The sequence below is a fragment of the Providencia sp. PROV129 genome (genome assembly GCF_028482245.1).
Taxonomy (GTDB): domain Bacteria; phylum Pseudomonadota; class Gammaproteobacteria; order Enterobacterales; family Enterobacteriaceae; genus Providencia; species Providencia vermicola.
Genome location: NZ_JAMPQD010000002.1, coordinates 73,432 through 90,880, shown reverse-complemented (window position 1 = coordinate 90,880; position 17,449 = coordinate 73,432). Strand labels below are relative to the sequence as shown.

Here is a 17,449-nt window from a genome sequence, read left to right as displayed (position 1 = left end):
GTGTTGGTGTTGGTGTTGGTGTTGGTGTTGGTGTTGGTGTTGGTGTTGGTGTTGGTGTTGGTGTTGGTGTTGGTCAGGATATAAAAAAACAGCGCCATGTTAAACACAAGCGCTGTTTGATGTAATAATTAAGATTTACAGTCTATTATTGACCGTAAATATTTACACGATCACGCAACTCTTTACCTGGCTTGAAGTGGGGAACATATTTACCTTCCAGTTCCACTTTGTCACCTGTTTTTGGGTTACGGCCAACTCGTGGTGCACGGTAGTGAAGAGAAAAACTGCCGAAACCACGGACTTCAATACGCTCACCGCTAGCTAACGTATCAGCCATATGCTCAAGAATTTCCTTTACAGCTTCCTCAACGGTTTTTGCTGAAAGATGAGATTGCTGGCTAGCCAGTCTTTCAATTAACTCAGACTTGGTCATAGTACCTCCCTAAACTACCGCTACAAAGGGGCAACATTACCGTTGCCCCCACTTAATTATTCGCCTTTAGCTGCTTTGAAAGCTTCAGCCATAGCGTTGTTGCCGAATGCTGTATCTTCTTGCTTGTTCACAGCTGCAACAGCGTCTTTCTCATCAGCTTCGTCTTTAGCGCGAACAGACAGGTTGATTACACGGTTTTTACGATCAACACCAGTGTATTTAGCTTCAACATCATCACCAACGTTCAGAACCAGAGTTGCATCTTCAACACGGTCACGTGAAGCTTCTGATGCACGCAGGTAACCTTCAACGCCCAGAGTCAGCTCAACAGTTGCACCTTTAGCATCAACCGCGATAACTTTACCAGTTACGATTGCACCTTTCTTAGTTGCTGCTAAGTAGTTATTGAATGGATCTTCAGCTAACTGTTTAACACCTAAAGAAATACGCTCACGCTCTGCGTCGACTTGCAGAACAACAGCTGCGATTTCGTCACCTTTTTTGTATTCACGAACTGCTTCTTCGCCTGCAACGTTCCAGGAGATGTCAGACAGGTGAACCAGGCCATCGATGCCGCCGTCCAGTCCGATGAAGATACCGAAGTCAGTAATAGACTTGATTTTACCTTCAACGCGGTCGCCTTTGTTGTGAGTTTCTGCAAATTGCTGCCATGGGTTAGATTTGCATTGTTTCAGGCCCAGTGAGATACGACGACGTTCTTCATCGATATCCAGAACCATAACTTCAACAACATCACCAACGTTAACAACTTTAGATGGGTGGATGTTTTTATTAGTCCAATCCATTTCTGAAACGTGAACCAGACCTTCAACGCCTTCTTCGATTTCAACGAAGCAACCGTAGTCAGTTAGGTTAGTAACGCGACCAGTCAGTTTAGTACCTTCTGGGTAACGTTTAGCGATTGCGACCCAAGGATCTTCGCCCAGTTGTTTCAGACCCAGAGAAACACGAGTGCGCTCACGGTCGAATTTCAGAACTTTAACATTGATTTCATCACCAACGTTGACGATTTCGCTTGGGTGTTTAACACGTTTCCAAGCCATGTCAGTGATATGCAGCAGGCCGTCAACACCGCCCAGATCAACGAATGCACCATAGTCAGTAAGGTTCTTAACGATACCTTTAACTTCCATGCCTTCTTGCAGGTTTTCCAACAGTTGATCGCGCTCAGCGCTGCTTTCAGATTCAATTACAGCACGACGAGAAACAACAACGTTGTTGCGTTTCTGATCCAGCTTGATTACTTTGAACTCAAGCTCTTTGCCTTCCAAGTGAGTAGTATCACGAACTGGGCGTACATCTACCAGTGAACCTGGTAAGAACGCACGAATGCCGTTCAGTTCAACAGTGAAACCACCTTTAACTTTACCGTTGATAACACCAGTTACAGTTTCAGCTTCTTCGTAAGCTTTTTCCAGCATCAGCCATGCTTCATGACGTTTCGCTTTCTCACGAGACAGGATAGTTTCACCGAAACCATCTTCTACTGCATCCAGAGCCACATCGATTTCGTCGCCAACTTGGATTTCTAGCTCACCCTGAGCATTTTTGAACTGTTCTACTGGGATAGCAGATTCTGATTTAAGACCTGCGTCAACCAGGACTACGTCTTTGTCGATGGCAACAACAGTACCACGGACGATAGAACCAGGACGAGTTTCAATATTCTGCAGGGATTCTTCAAAGAGTTGAGCAAAAGATTCAGTCATATTAATGATCTTCAAGAGTTTTTAATTAACGTCCACTTAGCTTCCCGCCAAATGGGGTTGTTTCACATACCCGACAACGTTCCATGTCGTAAGGTTAATGCTATGCTAATAAAATAACCAACATAGCGGTAAGTGCGTATATTATCTAATTATAAGCTAAAATAAAGCCTATTATCACGATAATTGTAGAATTTTTTTTGCGTAGGTGCGTGCTTTTTCAATAACTTCCTCAATAGACATACTTGTGGAATCCAGCACTAATGCGTCTTTCGCGGCAACAAGAGGCGCAACGGAACGGTTACGATCACGAAAATCACGCTCCTCTATTTCGCTTAAAAGACGTTCAAAATTAACATCAAAGCCCTTTTCTTGCAACTGCTTCATGCGCCGATGTGCGCGTTCTTCCGCTGAGGCGTCAAGGAAAATTTTCACTGGTGCGTCAGGAAACACAACAGTTCCCATGTCACGACCATCTGCAATTAAACCTGGCATCGTGCGAAATGCGCGCTGACGTCTTAATAATGCTTCTCTAACACGAGGAAATGTCGCGGTTTGTGAGGCTGTATTACCAACAGTTTCTGTTCTGATCTGATTAGAAACGTCTTCCCCTTCTAAGATCACTTTTAATACATTTTCTTCAGGAACAAAACGAACATCTAAATTTGCAGCCAAAGGCACTAATGCATCTTCTGATTGGATATCAACATGATGATGCAGTGCAGCCAATGCCAGTACACGGTAAATTGCACCTGAGTCTAAAAGTTGCCATCCAAAATCATTTGCCAATGCTTGGCAAAGGGTGCCTTTACCTGCTCCGCTAGGTCCATCAACCGTGATTACAGGGGCGATTGCCACCATAAAAAATCTCCTTTCCTGCAAATAGCCTCGGCTACCTACAATTGAATTCAGTGAAGGTATTATACCAATTCATCAATTTTGTGAAATAAGCAGGTTCTGATGATTGCAATAAATTAAGAGAAAGTTGATTTCTATGCGGAATGAAAAAGGTTGATATTTAGACTTTGCTATCAACCCTTTTCATCGGGTGATTAACTTAATCGAGCTAACTGTTCAAAATAGTCGGGGAAAGTTTTTGCTGTACAACCTGGATCTAAGATAGTTACTGCTGTATCTGAGAGTGCAACTAAAGAAAAGCACATCGCAATACGATGGTCATTATACGTTTCAATTTCAGCATGCTGTAATTTTTTCGGCGGTATCACTCGAATATAATCGTGCCCTTCTTCTACTTCTGCACCCACTTTACGTAGCTCAGTTGCCATCGCATATAACCGGTCAGTTTCTTTTACACGCCAATTATAAATATTGCGAATAACCGTTTCACCTTCGGCAAATAATGCAACAGTACCAATTGTCATTGCGGCATCAGGGATAGCATTCATGTCCATGTCAATCCCTGTTAATGTTCCACGTTCACATTCAACAAAATCATCCCCCCAGCGAATGGTTGCACCCATTTTTTCAAGCACGTTTGCAAATTTAGTGTCACCTTGCAAACTGTTACGGCCAATACCTGTGACCCGTACAGTGCCGCCTTTAATCGCCGCTGCCGCTAAGAAATAAGAAGCAGAAGATGCATCACCTTCGACCAAATATTCACCTGGTGATTGATATTGCTGCTGGCCTTTAATGATAAAGTTCTGGTATTGATTATTTTCGACTTCAACACCAAAGGTTTTCATCAACGCTAATGTTATATCAATATACGGCTTAGAGACTAATTCTCCAATAATTGAAATGGTCGTGTCTTGCTCAGATCGAGGGGCTGCCATTAATAACGCAGTTAAAAACTGGCTTGATACTGAGCCATCAACCGAAATTTTCCCACCGACAAAACCACCTTTCAGGCGAATTGGGGGATAATTTTCTTGCTCTAAATATTCAATGACAGCACCACCTTCTCTTAGCGAATCCACTAAGTGACCAATTGGACGCTCTTTCATACGAGGTTCGCCTGTGAGCACAATGTCATTGTGACTCAATGACAAAGCAGCGGTTAGTGGGCGCATTGCTGTTCCCGCATTTCCTAAAAATATTTCTAGCACATCAGGGTGAGATAAATTCCCCCCCAAACCTTCCACTCGACAACGTGTTTTATCTTCAGAAAGTTGATAATTCACACCTAGCAAGCTTAATGCATTCAGCATATGGCGAATATCATCACTGTCTAATAAGTTAGTGAGTGTGGTCGTTCCTTTGGCCATGGCAGCTAATAACAGTGCACGATTTGAGACACTTTTTGACCCTGGCAAGTTGATGGTGCCGTTAATTGAAGAGATAGGTTGTAATGTCAGGGATTGCATAAAAAGCAGTTTCTCCAGTGAAGTTGGCAAGTAAATAAAATTTGACCCTATTTTCTTTTTAATCGAATCGTGAGGGCACAAATAACCGACTGAACATCCTATTTCAGTCGGTAAATCTCATTATTGAGCGTGATGGCGTTCGAAATCAGCCATAAAATCAACCAATGCCTGCACACCATCTAATGGCATCGCATTATAGATAGACGCACGCATACCACCAGCCACTTTATGGCCTTTTAGTGAAAGTAGCCCCTGGTCTTTTGCCTCTTCGATAAATTTGGCATCTAACGCAGGGTTTTGCATTTGGAATGGTATGTTCATCCAAGAACGGTTTTCTACCGCAACGCGGTTGATATAAAACTGGCTATCATCAATCGCATTATAGAGTAACTGTGATTTTTCATAATTGCGTTTTGCCATTTCTTGCAAACCGCCTTGCGCTTTCAGCCATTTGAAAACCATACCCGCTAAATACCACGCAAATGTTGGTGGGGTATTAAACATCGAATCGTGCTTTGCTAATACTGTGTAATCAAATACTGACGGCGTTTGCGGTGATGCTTTACCTAATAAATCTTCACGAATAATGACAATAGTTAGCCCCGCAGGCCCAATATTTTTTTGAGCGCCTGCGTAAATCACGCCATATCGACTAACGTCGATAGGTTTAGAAAGGATGGAAGATGAGTAATCCGCAACGATAATTTTATCTTCGGGGAAATCAGGTTCTTCATGGATTGCTAAGCCACCAATCGTTTCATTAGGACAATAATGTACATAGGCCGCATCATCACTTAAAGGCCACTCGCTCATAGGTTTTAAGCTTGCAACGCCATCTTTTTCTTCTGTAATGTTGATGACGTTCGGCTTGCAGTATTTTTCAGCTTCTTTCGCTGCTGATTCTGACCAATAACCACTAACAATATAATCTGCAGTTGTTTTGCTCCCTAATAAATTCATTGGCAAAGTAGCAAAATGAGCGCGGGCTCCACCATGACAGAATAGTACTTTATAGTTATCTGGAATATTTAATAAGTCACGTAAGTTTTGTTCTGCTTCGGACGCCACTTCAATAAAGTCTTTTCCACGATGGCTGACTTCCATTACCGAAACACCTAAGCCTTTCCAATTACAAAATTCTTGTTCAGCACGACGCATCACTTCGACAGGTAGCATTGCTGGACCTGCACTGAAATTATAAACCTGACTCATTGACCTCACCCTATCTTCAATTATCGTTAGCAAAATTCACACAGATGCTTAAAGTTGTACCATTGTGAGCCTTTAGCTGCAACGGTTATTGTCGCGCGATAATGAAAAGTTATAGGGGAATTTGGGGCAGAATAAAGAAAAGAATTTTGTTAATCTCGTCACACTCTCAACAACCCTAATTTTATGAAGAGATTAACGATAAAAAACAGATAATATCCCGAACTGCTACCGAAAGTAACAATGCGGGATATTCAAACGAAGGGATTGATTAACTGATCACTTTACTCACAATTTCGATTGCTTCCTTTTCAATGAGGCGAAGGTGCTCTTCACCACGGAAACTTTCACAATAAATTTTGTAAGCTTCTTCTGTTCCTGAAGGCCTTGCGGCAAACCAGCCATAATCCGTCATAATTTTTAACCCACCAATGGATGCGCCATTACCTGGAGCCGTCGTTAAGCGCTGGGTAATTTTATCCCCTGCTAACATATCAGCTGCAACCATTTCTGGAGATAATTTACTCAGCTTAGCTTTTTCTTCGTGTGTGGCTTTGGCCTGAATGCGATTATAAATTGGGGCTCCGAATTTCTTGGCCAATTTATTATAACGCTGCTGCGGGTTTTCGCCTGTAACCGCTGTGATTTCAGCTGCTAACAAGCACAGGATAATACCGTCTTTATCTGTTGACCAAGGCGTACCATCGAATTTAAGGAATGATGCACCCGCGCTTTCTTCACCACCAAAACCCAGTTTCCCACTAAATAAGCCATCAACAAACCATTTAAACCCGACAGGCACTTCAACCAGTTCACGACCAATGTCGTTAACAACGCGGTCAATCATCGCACTGGAAACCAGTGTTTTGCCAACAGCGACCTCTTTCCCCCATTGCGGGCGATGTTGAAATAAATAGTCAATCGCAACGGCAAGATAATGATTAGGGTTCATTAGACCATCTGGTGTCACAATGCCGTGTCTGTCATAATCGGGATCATTAGCAAATGCTAAATCAAACTTCTCTTTCATCCCTAATAAGCCCGCCATTGCCCAACTAGATGAGCAATCCATACGGATAACACCATCATGGTCAAGAGGCATAAAACGAAAGGTTTGATCTAATTGGTCATTAACAATCTCGATATCTAGTTGATAATATTCTGCAATTTTTTTCCAATATTCAATGCCTGAGCCGCCTAATGGGTCAACACCTATTTTCAGCCCTGATTTCGCAATTGCCGCCATATCAACAACTTCACCAAGCGCAACCACATAAGGCATGATCAAATCTTGTGCTGTAACGTATTCACTTGCCATTGCAACATCAAAATTTAAACGTTTAACACCAACGAGGTTATCTACCAATAATTGGTTGGCATGTTTTTCAATGACTGATGTTAAATCAGTATCAGCTGGGCCACCATTAGCTGGATTGTATTTGATCCCACCATCTTCTGGTGGATTGTGAGATGGCGTGATGACAATGCCATCCGCTATATCAGTATGAGACTGGTTATAACTTAAAATTGCATGAGAGACCGCAGGTGTTGGCGTAAAGCCGTTATTCTCCTGAACAATCACATGAACTTGATTCGCTGCTAGTACCTCAACCACTGTAATGAACGCCGCTTCAGACAATGCATGTGTATCTTTACCAACATAACAAGGCCCCGTAACACCTTGTTGTTTACGTAAATCTGCAATAGCCTGCGCAATTGCTAATATGTGATTTTCATTGAAATTCTTGCGTAACGAACTACCGCGATGGCCAGAAGTACCAAATTTAACAGCGTGTGAAGCATTTCCTGGCTGAGGCTGCTGCGTATAATATTGAGCGGTTAATTGAGCGACATTGATCAAGTCACTTTGAAACGGAAGCTGCCCTGCACGTTCATGTATTGTCACTTGTTTTCTCCCAAAGCACTGATGCTTGGTTATCAACATCAGTGAAATTCAGTTATTAAATTGTATTACTCACTTTTTCAATCACATTGGCTGGAAATTGCATTTCCTGCATGATGGCATCAACCATACTGCGTTTGCGATTCGTGTTTGTATTCGTTATCACCCAGTAAGGCGTACCTGGGATATGACGAGGTTTAGATTGTTTACCTGCAGCAAGCAATGTTTGCTCATCACCCGCAAAATAAACACGAGTACGACCATGCATGAGCTCAGTTGCGCTGGCAAAACGTTTTGCATCTAAACTGTACAGTGTTGATAAAATCAACATAAAGCGGTCGATAGCTTTGCTTTTTTCAGCATAAGCATCAGACAATAATAATTCTCGAACGACTCTAACTGGATTTTGTGCCACCACAGGTGTACTCGCTGCGGGTTCGACCTTAACCACCGGTTGTGCCTGACTAATCTCTTTAACTGGTACTGGCTGCCCGGATTTGAAATTTAACATACGGCGCAAGATATCCGATGCACTTTCACCGATATGCTGTGTATGGCTCGCAATATAGCGGTAAAGCTCTTCATCAACTTCTATCGTTTTCATTTTTTCCCAGTACTTATTTAACTAAAATTTGCGGTGTGATTATAAGACAGTTTTAAAAAAAACAAAACAATTAAAATTTCAATAACTTAAAGTAAACATTCTGCTAAGTTTGATGATATTTCAGTGTGTTATCGTTCTATCGCTTTAGGTCTTTTTAATCCGTAGTCATATTCAATTTTCTGAATTTAACTTCTTACGCCTGCTATTCTATTGACCTAGCCAATGACCTTAATATTTAAGATGCTTATTCGAATATTTGGATTTTCTTTATAGCCATGACATGATAAGTGTCTCACTTCCCTAATTTTTGATAAGAAAAATATGACTCTGTTACTCAACCATACTATTCATAAACCCGAAAATCCACTGAGCAATAGCCCTGTCGTTCTTATTCATGGATTATTTGGCGACCTCAATAATTTGGGTGTACTTGGTCGCGACCTTCAACACTATTTCGATACTGTTCAAATTGATGTTCGCAACCATGGCGATTCTTTTCGTGCTGAGCAGATGTCTTACCAACAAATGGCACAAGATGTTATTACTCTTATCAAATCATTAGGTTATGAAAGTGCGATTTTAATCGGTCACTCTATGGGTGGTAAAATTGCTATGGCAGCAACTGAAATTGCCCCTGATTTTATTGAAAAAATTGTCGCCATTGATATTGCTCCAGTTGCATACAAAGTGCGCCGTCACGATAAAATTTTTGCAGCACTAGATGCAGTGACCACTGAGCAAGCAAAAAATCGCCAAGATGCCGCTGCTATTATGCGAGACGAAATAAACGAGGAAGGTGTTATCCAGTTTTTACTTAAATCCTTTAAACAAGGGGAATGGAAGTTTAATATTCCTGCACTTAAAGCGAATTATGAAAAAATTATTGGGTGGGAAACCGTGCCAACATGGGATAAACCAGTCTTATTGATCCCCGGCGGTAATTCACCTTATGTACAGGCAGAGTATAAAGATGAGATTGCAAAGCAATTCCCAAACGCAAAGGCATGGGTTGTTGCAGATACAGGGCACTGGGTGCACGCAGAAAAACCCGACCATGTATTAAGAGCTATCCACCGTTTTTTATCTATCCCTCATTAATTCCTTTCTTTATAAAGATATTGAAAAGTAGCACTATATTTCAATATCTTTATCTTAGTCATTCACCATAATAATTTAACTTTGAATAAAAGAATAAGACAAACTTCAATACACAGGTAATATTAAAGCCTGTATTATCTTATTAAATTAAATACAAACTATGGCCATAGTTTAGCTTTGTTTTATATATTCAAAGGAATGATCAATTCAAATAATGAAAAGTATTCATGAACAATCAACTCTATACTTTATTAATATCATTGCCAAATTATCAGGGCAAACCAACACCAATAAACTTGAGGAATTAATACATAAAACCATCAGCTACAGTGAAAAAGTTAAACTAATCAAAAAAAATCATTGTATTAATTGCAAAAAAAAACATCAAAAATCAAAAAATATTTCCAAGCTCACTTGCCCTGTTATTTTATATGATAAACAGGGTGAAGCATTTTTATTAGCTAATAAAAATAATGAACAAGTTCTTATTCAGAAGTTTGGTAACTCCCCACCTGAAATCTGGGACATAACACAACTACAACAACATTGGAGTGGAGACTGGCTGCATGTCAGTCTGAAACAAGGCCAATTTGATATAACATGGTTTCAAGTTGAGTTTATGAAATATAAAGCTATCATTCTTTGGGTTTTATTTTTCTCATTTATTCTCCAAATTTTAGCGTTAGTCTCACCTATTGTAATGCAAGTTATTATGGATAAAGTTTTAATTCATAATAGCTTAATGACTTTAGATGTTTTAATTTTTGGTTTAATCGTTGCGGCATTTATCGAGGTAATATTAAAGGGGCTGCGTGAATATATTTACCATCATACTGTAAATCGTATTGATATGACCCTTGGTCTTAAACTTGTCAATCATTTATTACGGCTCCCGATTCCCTTTTTCAAAAATCGACAAATCGGTGCTATTGTTACTCGAGTCAAAGAATTAGAAACAATACGAGAGTTTTTAACCAGTAGTTTTTTCACATTGTGCGTAGATGTCTTATTTTTATTTGTCTTTATTTATGTGATGAATTTAATCTCTACAACACTCACATTAATATTTTTATGTTCTATCCCTCTTTATCTGGTATTAGCTTGGTGGTTAACCCCTAAAATTGAATCCGCTGCCCAGCAACAATTTGCCAATATTGCCATTAATACCTCTTTCCTAACAGAAAGCATTAATGGTATTGAAACAGCAAAAAGCTTATCAGTTGAACCTAATTTTATCCGCCGTTGGGATCACCAAACCTCTGATATGAGCCAAACTAACTTTGTTTCTGGCCAAATTAGTTCTCGTTCTGAACATTTAGTCATGGTCATTGAGAAGGTCACGAGTGCCATTGTGTTATGGGTTGGCGCTTCTGAAGTATTAGCCTTGCAAATGACAATCGGTCAGTTTATCGCTTTTCATATGATGGTGAGTCACGCCAATCAGCCGCTGGTCAAACTGGTTAAATTATGGGGAGACTATATCCGTACCAATGTTGCCATAGAAAAATTATCACAAATCATAAACTTACCTATCGAACAAAATAATAAAGAAAACACCCCATCCATCAAAGGAAATATTGTTCTTAAAGATATCTCATTTCGTTACCAACCCAACATGCCTTATATCCTTAAAAACTTTAATTTAAATATTAAAGCAGGGGAAACCATCGGGATTGTCGGTACATCAGGCTCAGGGAAAAGTACCCTTGCTCGCCTACTATTACGGCTTTATACACCGGAAAGCGGCGCCGTATATGTTGATAATATGCCTTTATCCACTATCAATTTAAATTCACTCAGACAACAAATCGGCATTGTATTACAAGAAAATTATCTATTTAGCCAATCAGTTTTTCATAACATTGCTCAAACAGCCCCTAACGCGTCAATGGATGAGGTAATTTATGCCGCCAAAATGGCTGGCGCTCATGATTTTATTCTTAAATTACCAATGGGCTATGACACGGTGCTCGCAGAAGGTGGAACTTCGCTTTCTGGAGGGCAAAGACAGCGTATCGCAATTGCTCGCACCTTACTGGCAAACCCTAAAGTCATTATTTTTGATGAAGCAACTAGTGCTTTAGATGATGAGTCCCAAGCGGTTATTCAAGAAAATATGCATGTAATAGCCAAGGGGAGAACCGTGATTACCATCGCTCACCGTTTATCAACCATCCGCCACCACCAGCGGATCATTGTGATGCAAGATGGAAAAATTATTGAGCAAGGTAGCCACCAGCAGCTTATCGAGCAAGGTAATTTTTATAAGCACCTATGGACACTACAACAGTCTCTAAAATAAGGCATGGACGCAACATGAAACATCGATTAGAACGAAACCGTTATAACAGTTTTTTACCTTCGCACTTGGCTATTTTAAAAACACCACCTTCATATTTAGCCATGTATGTCGCGATAAGCATTAGCTTTGGTATTTTTATTGCCGTAGCTTGGTCATATTTTGGCAAGTTAGATATTCAAGCCACCGCACAGGGAAAATTGATTGTTTCTGGCCGTACACAATTAATTCAAGCATTTGAATTAAGTCGCCTACAGCATATTCATGTCGAGGATGGTCAGAGTGTCAAACAAGGCGATCCATTATTAACCGTTAATGTACTCGGTGTTGATCAAGATATTCTGAGCCTAAACTATCAACATAGTTTTCACGTGGCAGAGGCTTTAATTCATCAAGCTTTGTTGTCCCAACAACCCATTGCTAAATTACCGCCGTTTAATCAATTAACAGGCACCGAGCAAAAAAGTGCGTTGGCAAGTTATCAAACTCAACAAGCTGAATTTGAGTCACTCATTAATGAAATTAGCAATGAAATGCAGCTTAATGTTGTTAATCAACAAGCTAGAAGAAATGAGTTGAATTCAATTAATGCATTGATAAGTAATATTAAAAAACGCCTTGATGCACACCATTCATTGACTCAAAAACAGTTGATTAGCCAAAAAGAGTTTTTAGAACAAGAGCGGGAGCTCTTAATTGCAAAAAAAGAAAAAATCACTAAGCAATCTGAGCTGTCTACACTACTCGCTCAGCACCATGCATTAGTCGAAAGGCAAGACAGAATCAAGGCGCAAAAAAAACAAGGATGGGATGATAAATACAAACAAGCGGTGTTTAAACAAGTTTCACTCCAACAAGAGTTATTGAAAAACCAAGAAAGGAACCAATTAGAAGTTATTCGAGCGCCTGTTGATGGTACCGTTCAACAACTTGCCACTTATACCCTTGGCGCCGTACTTCAACCCGCTCAACAACTCATGGTGATCGTGCCAAATAGCCATGTCCAACTCGCCGAAATAAAAATCTTAAATAAAGATATTGGCTTTATTCACGAAGGTTTGAAAGCCGATGTCAAAATTGACGCCTTCCCTTACACCCGTTATGGCACCATTGAAGGTGAACTTATCTCTGTTTCACGCGATAGCACCCAAGACGAAAACCTTGGGTTAGTTTTTCTCGGCCAAATAGGGCTTAACAAAAAAGAACTATTCGTTGACGGTGAAAACATCGAACTCACGCCTGGGCTTTCCATCGTAGCTGAAATAAAAACGAATAAACGCCGAATTATTGATTACCTACTTAGCCCTATTAATGAATATACCTCTAACGCGATGAGAGAAAAATAATCAATGGAACAAATCAATAACCATGGCTTAGATGCTTTAGTTTGGATGGCAAATTATTACCATAAAAATGTCTCTGCTGATCAACTTAGGCATGCGATTGGAATGCAAAACACCTCCCCAACAGATTGGGAGATGCGGGAATGTGCCCATATGTTAGGGTATGAAACAGAACTGGTTGCTTTGCCGTATTCAAAACTCGAACATATTCCCCTCCCCGCACTTGCTTATATAAAGGGAACTTGGCAAGTGTTACATCGAGAAAAAGAGCTTATCCTAATTGACCCTGTAGGTAATCAGCAGCACGCAATTTTAGACGCTGGGGTTGAGCAGCATACTGAACTCGACATTTTGTTATTCAAAGAGCAATTGGAACCTGAACAAAAAAAAGCATTCGGCTTTAGCTGGTTCATTCCCTCTATCATGCGGCAGACGGCTAAATTACGGAATATTTTTATTCTTTCTGCAGTAATTCAACTCTTTGCATTAGTGAGTCCTTTATTATTTCAAAACTTGATTGATAAGGTTTTGGTGGGGCGAAGCCTCTCTAATCTGCATATCATTGCGTTAGCTATCTTTGCGATTGCCATTGCTGAACCTCTGTACGGCTTTATTCGCAATAAAATTTTCAGCCATACCAGTAGCCAGATTAGCGCTGAACTATCTGGGAAAATTTATCGCCATTTAATGGCACTGCCACTCAATTATTTTAAACTACGTCCAACGGGGAAAATTATTGCGCGGATCCGTGAACTCGCACATATCAGGCAGTTTTTAACTGGCTCTACGTTAATGCTGTTTATTGATTTTATCTTTGTGATCTTATTTATCGCCGTCTTATTTTCCTATAGCAGTGTGATGTCTTGGATTTTACTGGGTTCAATGGGGGTATTTTTTATTTTATGGATGGCTTTAGGCCCCATGATCCGCCAACAAACTGAAAAATCCTACCAAGCGGATGAAAATGGGCTGACATTTCTCACCGAAAGTATTACGGGGATTGAAACTATTAAAACCACTGCGACAGAGAAATATTTTAATAACCGTTGGGAAAAAATATTCAGTAAGCAATTACAACAAAACTTCAAAGTCTCTATGCGCAGTGAAATTGCAACACAACTGATGACCCTAGTGAGTAAAATCACCACCGCAATCCTATTGTGGGTCGGTGTTAAAGAGGTTTTAAACGGAGGAATAACCCCTGGTGAATTAGTGGCATTTAATATGCTAAGTGCACATGTGACTCAGCCTGTTCTTCGATTTGCACAAGTTTGGCAGGATTTTCAACATACTATAGTCTCCCTTCGTCGTGTCGGTGATATTCTTGATAAACCAGTAGAAAATGAACGAAAAGGTATTTCAAGTTCTTCCGCTATTCAGGGGCAAATCGAGTTTCAAAATATTCGATTTCGTTATCAGGCCGATACGCCTGAGGTTCTCAATAATCTCTCGTTGTCGGTTAAAGCAGGCGAGTTTATTGGTATTACTGGCCCTTCAGGCTCAGGGAAAAGTACGTTAACTAAGCTCTTACAGCGGCTTTATGTACCACAGCATGGTCAAGTTATTGTAGATGGAATGGATTTAGCTGTCGCAGATACAGTATCACTGCGCCGAAAAATGAGTGTGGTTTTACAAGAAAGTACACTATTTGTTGGAAGTATTGCTGATAACATTCGCTTAAGTGCCCCCCAAGCATCAGATGAAAAAGTGATCCAAGCGGCAAAACTCGCGGGTGCCTATGATTTCATTATGTCTTTACCAGATAACTTCAATTCAGCCTTAGCAGAAAAAGGGTTGAACCTTTCTGGGGGGCAGCGCCAACGAATTGCCTTGGCCCGCGCTTTGCTGACTGAACCAGATATTTTAATTCTTGATGAAGCCACTTCGGCTCTCGATTATGAGTCACGGGATGTGCAAATATTGATTAACGATTTATAGCTAGCAAAGCCGCACTACAAGCCAGCCAGCATTTTTGCGATTTGCTTATTTTTGCCTATTTTTATCGATTCATCTCATTTTTGTGTCACAATTTCGGCACAGCTCGTCACAGTGATTTCCTCTCCTCACAACCCCGCAGAAAATTTCCACAGGGTGTGAGCTCATCTAAAATTAATATTTAATTACATTGGTTGATTCAGTGGATTTAATATCAACATTACTCCCTGCTCTTGAAATTGCATATAATGTCGCTGTAGTCCCTGATTGCTGAGACTCTGCAAAATAACCACTATCAGTATCGCAAGTAAAATAATAAGCTTCTGTTTTATTAAATCCTTGTCCTGATATGCACGCAAGGGTTCCAGCGTAAGGTTTAGTTTTTGTCACTGTCGCTTTCCTACTTACTACATCCCAATGGTATACTTTTGCTCCGAAGGCTGGTGTAGAGTTGCCAGCACCATTGTATTTCAAATGAGAGCCAATGACATACCCGACGCAATTTTCATGATGTGAAATACCGTCATCAGAGTTATTCGAATAGTTACCTCCAATAATCCAACTAACTCCCGCATTATGAAATCCAGCGCCGTCATTGCCCACTGATTTTCCGTTGCAGTTATACAAGACACAATCGTAGTTATTCATACTAAATCCATTTCCAACAACTGCGACGCTTGCATTACAGTCGTACAATTTTGCAATAGGGCCACCGAATTCTGAACTACTATAAGTCGCAGATCTAAAATCAAAGTCATTCACTTTAGCGGCTTTTGCGTTTACTCCCCATATGTTGACGTTGAAAGAACCCTCACTATAAAGCACGGAGTCTGATTCACAGACATACACATAAGCATTCTGATTTGCTTTATTCCAACTGAAATATAACCTTCCACTTTCATGGTCGAAATAGTATGAAAAATCAGTACCCTTAACAGCATCAATACTTGATACGTTTTTCAACTCACGAGTAAAAGCACTTTCAATTGACCGTGGCTGCATCTCAACATAGACAAATGGCTGCTTAGTCCCATTTCTGATTGCGCTGTCTGGGTTTGTTGAAACATCATACAAACAGTAATACGTTGACCTGTTCGAATTTTCTACCTGTACCCATGACCCCGTTTTCATTTCAACGCCGCCAAGTATTGCAGCTCCGTTCGGAGCCCAAATGTCACAGTCGCCTCGGATTATCCACTGTCTTTGACGTAAAGGCTCATAGTAAGTCCCACCATCGACAAACATAAATCTATTAATGACCGCTTTAGCTGATGAGTAATACGCATAGGCTTTACTTAGCGACATTATCTCTGATAAGAAGCTATTACCGCCTCGCATCGATATAGTCAGTAACGAATCTCGTTCAACAGTACTACTTCCTGATACTTGATACTTAACAGAAAAATTACTATCAGAGTCGACGAACTCGCGATATGTTGCTGTCCCCATCCAAGATAACGCTGAATGCGCGACGACTTTCGACCCTAAGTACATATAGGCTTTATCAAAGCTCACATCAGCATCAACGCAGCGCAGAGAAAATCGGCAGTATCTACCCACAGGGACTGATGATTTAGCAAGAGTTACTGTTAGTTCACCATTAGATATTGATGTAGTCACCGAACTTTTTAAATAAGTTGGATTAGTTCCTGATTTATCATCTTGAGCAACAAATACAACACCAACACCAGAAGGATTTTCACTGATTTCTATCGCTTTGGATGATGAAAAACCTTTCAATACAACACTAATATCCTCCGCTACATCACCGACCCTGAATGCTAGCTCCATATATTTCATTTGACTGGATGCACGAAAATCAATGAAACAAACTTTTGGCTGAGGCATGTCTAGTTTAGTAACAACTGGCTTTCTAATTACAGGCGGTTTTGTTGCTATCCGCTGAAATGGGTGAGCTGGTGCATTCCCTAGCGCTCCAATCCCATCCCACACTTCTGGTGTGCCATCATTGTCGAATACAAACCAGTTATCAGAGCTGGAAGTTAGTCCGCTCTCCCATATCTTTCCTTTTTTATAGTTAAGATCTAATTGAGCTGCAATTGCTGGAATGTGAGATATAGATACACTCCTCAATTCCCCTCGCAAACTTGCATCGCCAACGCTAACCCACAGTCCATCAGGGTTATCAGTTGATTTTATACCACCTGTTGATTGCGGAGTTGAACCTGCTGGAACTTGCTTAGGTAAGTCGCCATCCCAACGATAATATTCCCCATCCCCATCTGGTAATTTCCATAACACTGTTTCATTGTATTTTCTAACTTCAGCCCCTTCTTGGAATGATCCAACAGGAGCATATCCAGCGGCTAAAATCGCCTGATTGACATCAATTTTAAATTGCTCAATCAGCTGGTCCACGACCCAATTCATCCCTTCCACTGTTCTGTGACACTTACCAAATCTATCAGTGTATGAATGCTGAAGTGATGTTACGAACTCATCCACTTTCCCAGAATTAAAAAATAAATCATTGATATCACTACTTGGTACATCTTTTAATGTTGGCTTAATTTCTCTCATGCTTATTTTTTTCCAATAAAAAAGCCCTCA

The 17,449-nt window shown here is 40.4% G+C and carries 12 protein-coding genes; 4 read left to right on the top strand and 8 right to left on the bottom strand.

Annotated elements, in window-relative coordinates:
• Positions 1 to 145: 145 nt before the first annotated feature.
• From ihfB to seqA, 7 genes are all read right to left on the bottom strand, one after another.
• On the bottom strand, positions 146 to 433 hold the full coding sequence (gene ihfB / locus PSF27_RS01280; RefSeq protein WP_006813582.1) for an integration host factor subunit beta: 288 nt from the start codon (positions 431 to 433) through the stop codon (positions 146 to 148).
• A gap of 56 nt (positions 434 to 489) precedes the next feature.
• Positions 490 to 2,163, bottom strand: a complete 1,674-nt coding sequence (rpsA, locus tag PSF27_RS01275) for a 30S ribosomal protein S1 (RefSeq protein ID WP_004909559.1) — start codon at positions 2,161 to 2,163, stop codon at positions 490 to 492.
• A 174-nt stretch (positions 2,164 to 2,337) separates the two neighbouring features.
• Positions 2,338 to 3,021, bottom strand: a complete 684-nt coding sequence (cmk, locus tag PSF27_RS01270) for a (d)CMP kinase (RefSeq protein WP_047756742.1) — start codon at positions 3,019 to 3,021, stop codon at positions 2,338 to 2,340.
• A gap of 191 nt (positions 3,022 to 3,212) precedes the next feature.
• Positions 3,213 to 4,487, bottom strand: coding sequence for a 3-phosphoshikimate 1-carboxyvinyltransferase (aroA, locus tag PSF27_RS01265; protein WP_206086640.1), 1,275 nt, complete (start codon positions 4,485 to 4,487; stop codon positions 3,213 to 3,215).
• A 120-nt stretch (positions 4,488 to 4,607) separates the two neighbouring features.
• Entirely contained in the window at positions 4,608 to 5,699 is a 1,092-nt protein-coding gene (gene serC, locus PSF27_RS01260) for a 3-phosphoserine/phosphohydroxythreonine transaminase (RefSeq protein ID WP_272680729.1), read from the bottom strand.
• 268 nt (positions 5,700 to 5,967) lie between these two features.
• A complete protein-coding gene (gene pgm / locus PSF27_RS01255) occupies positions 5,968 to 7,602 on the bottom strand; it encodes a phosphoglucomutase (alpha-D-glucose-1,6-bisphosphate-dependent) (protein WP_206086638.1) in 1,635 nt (544 codons plus the stop codon).
• Between the two features lie 55 nt (positions 7,603 to 7,657).
• Complete coding sequence (gene seqA, locus PSF27_RS01250) at positions 7,658 to 8,203, bottom strand: replication initiation negative regulator SeqA (protein ID WP_206086637.1); 546 nt, start codon at positions 8,201 to 8,203, stop codon at positions 7,658 to 7,660.
• Between the two features lie 321 nt (positions 8,204 to 8,524).
• Between seqA and ybfF the strand changes: the two genes are divergently transcribed.
• The 4 genes from ybfF to PSF27_RS01230 all read left to right on the top strand — a co-directional run bounded on the left by ybfF (position 8,525) and on the right by PSF27_RS01230 (position 14,881).
• Positions 8,525 to 9,301 carry an esterase gene (gene ybfF / locus PSF27_RS01245; RefSeq protein WP_272538761.1) on the top strand — a complete coding sequence of 259 codons (777 nt, stop codon included), beginning with the start codon at positions 8,525 to 8,527 and terminating at the stop codon, positions 9,299 to 9,301.
• A 214-nt stretch (positions 9,302 to 9,515) separates the two neighbouring features.
• Complete coding sequence (locus tag PSF27_RS01240) at positions 9,516 to 11,603, top strand: peptidase domain-containing ABC transporter (RefSeq protein ID WP_272680728.1); 2,088 nt, start codon at positions 9,516 to 9,518, stop codon at positions 11,601 to 11,603.
• Positions 11,604 to 11,617: 14 nt separating this feature from the next.
• Positions 11,618 to 12,946 (top strand): HlyD family type I secretion periplasmic adaptor subunit, encoded by a 1,329-nt coding sequence (locus tag PSF27_RS01235; RefSeq protein ID WP_272680727.1) that lies wholly within the window; start codon positions 11,618 to 11,620, stop codon positions 12,944 to 12,946.
• A 3-nt stretch (positions 12,947 to 12,949) separates the two neighbouring features.
• Positions 12,950 to 14,881, top strand: a complete 1,932-nt coding sequence (locus PSF27_RS01230) for a type I secretion system permease/ATPase (protein ID WP_272680726.1) — start codon at positions 12,950 to 12,952, stop codon at positions 14,879 to 14,881.
• A gap of 171 nt (positions 14,882 to 15,052) precedes the next feature.
• Here the strand turns inward: PSF27_RS01230 and PSF27_RS01225 are convergent, their stop codons facing one another.
• Complete coding sequence (locus PSF27_RS01225) at positions 15,053 to 17,419, bottom strand: hypothetical protein (RefSeq protein WP_272680725.1); 2,367 nt, start codon at positions 17,417 to 17,419, stop codon at positions 15,053 to 15,055.
• Between the last annotated feature and the right edge of the window lie 30 nt (positions 17,420 to 17,449).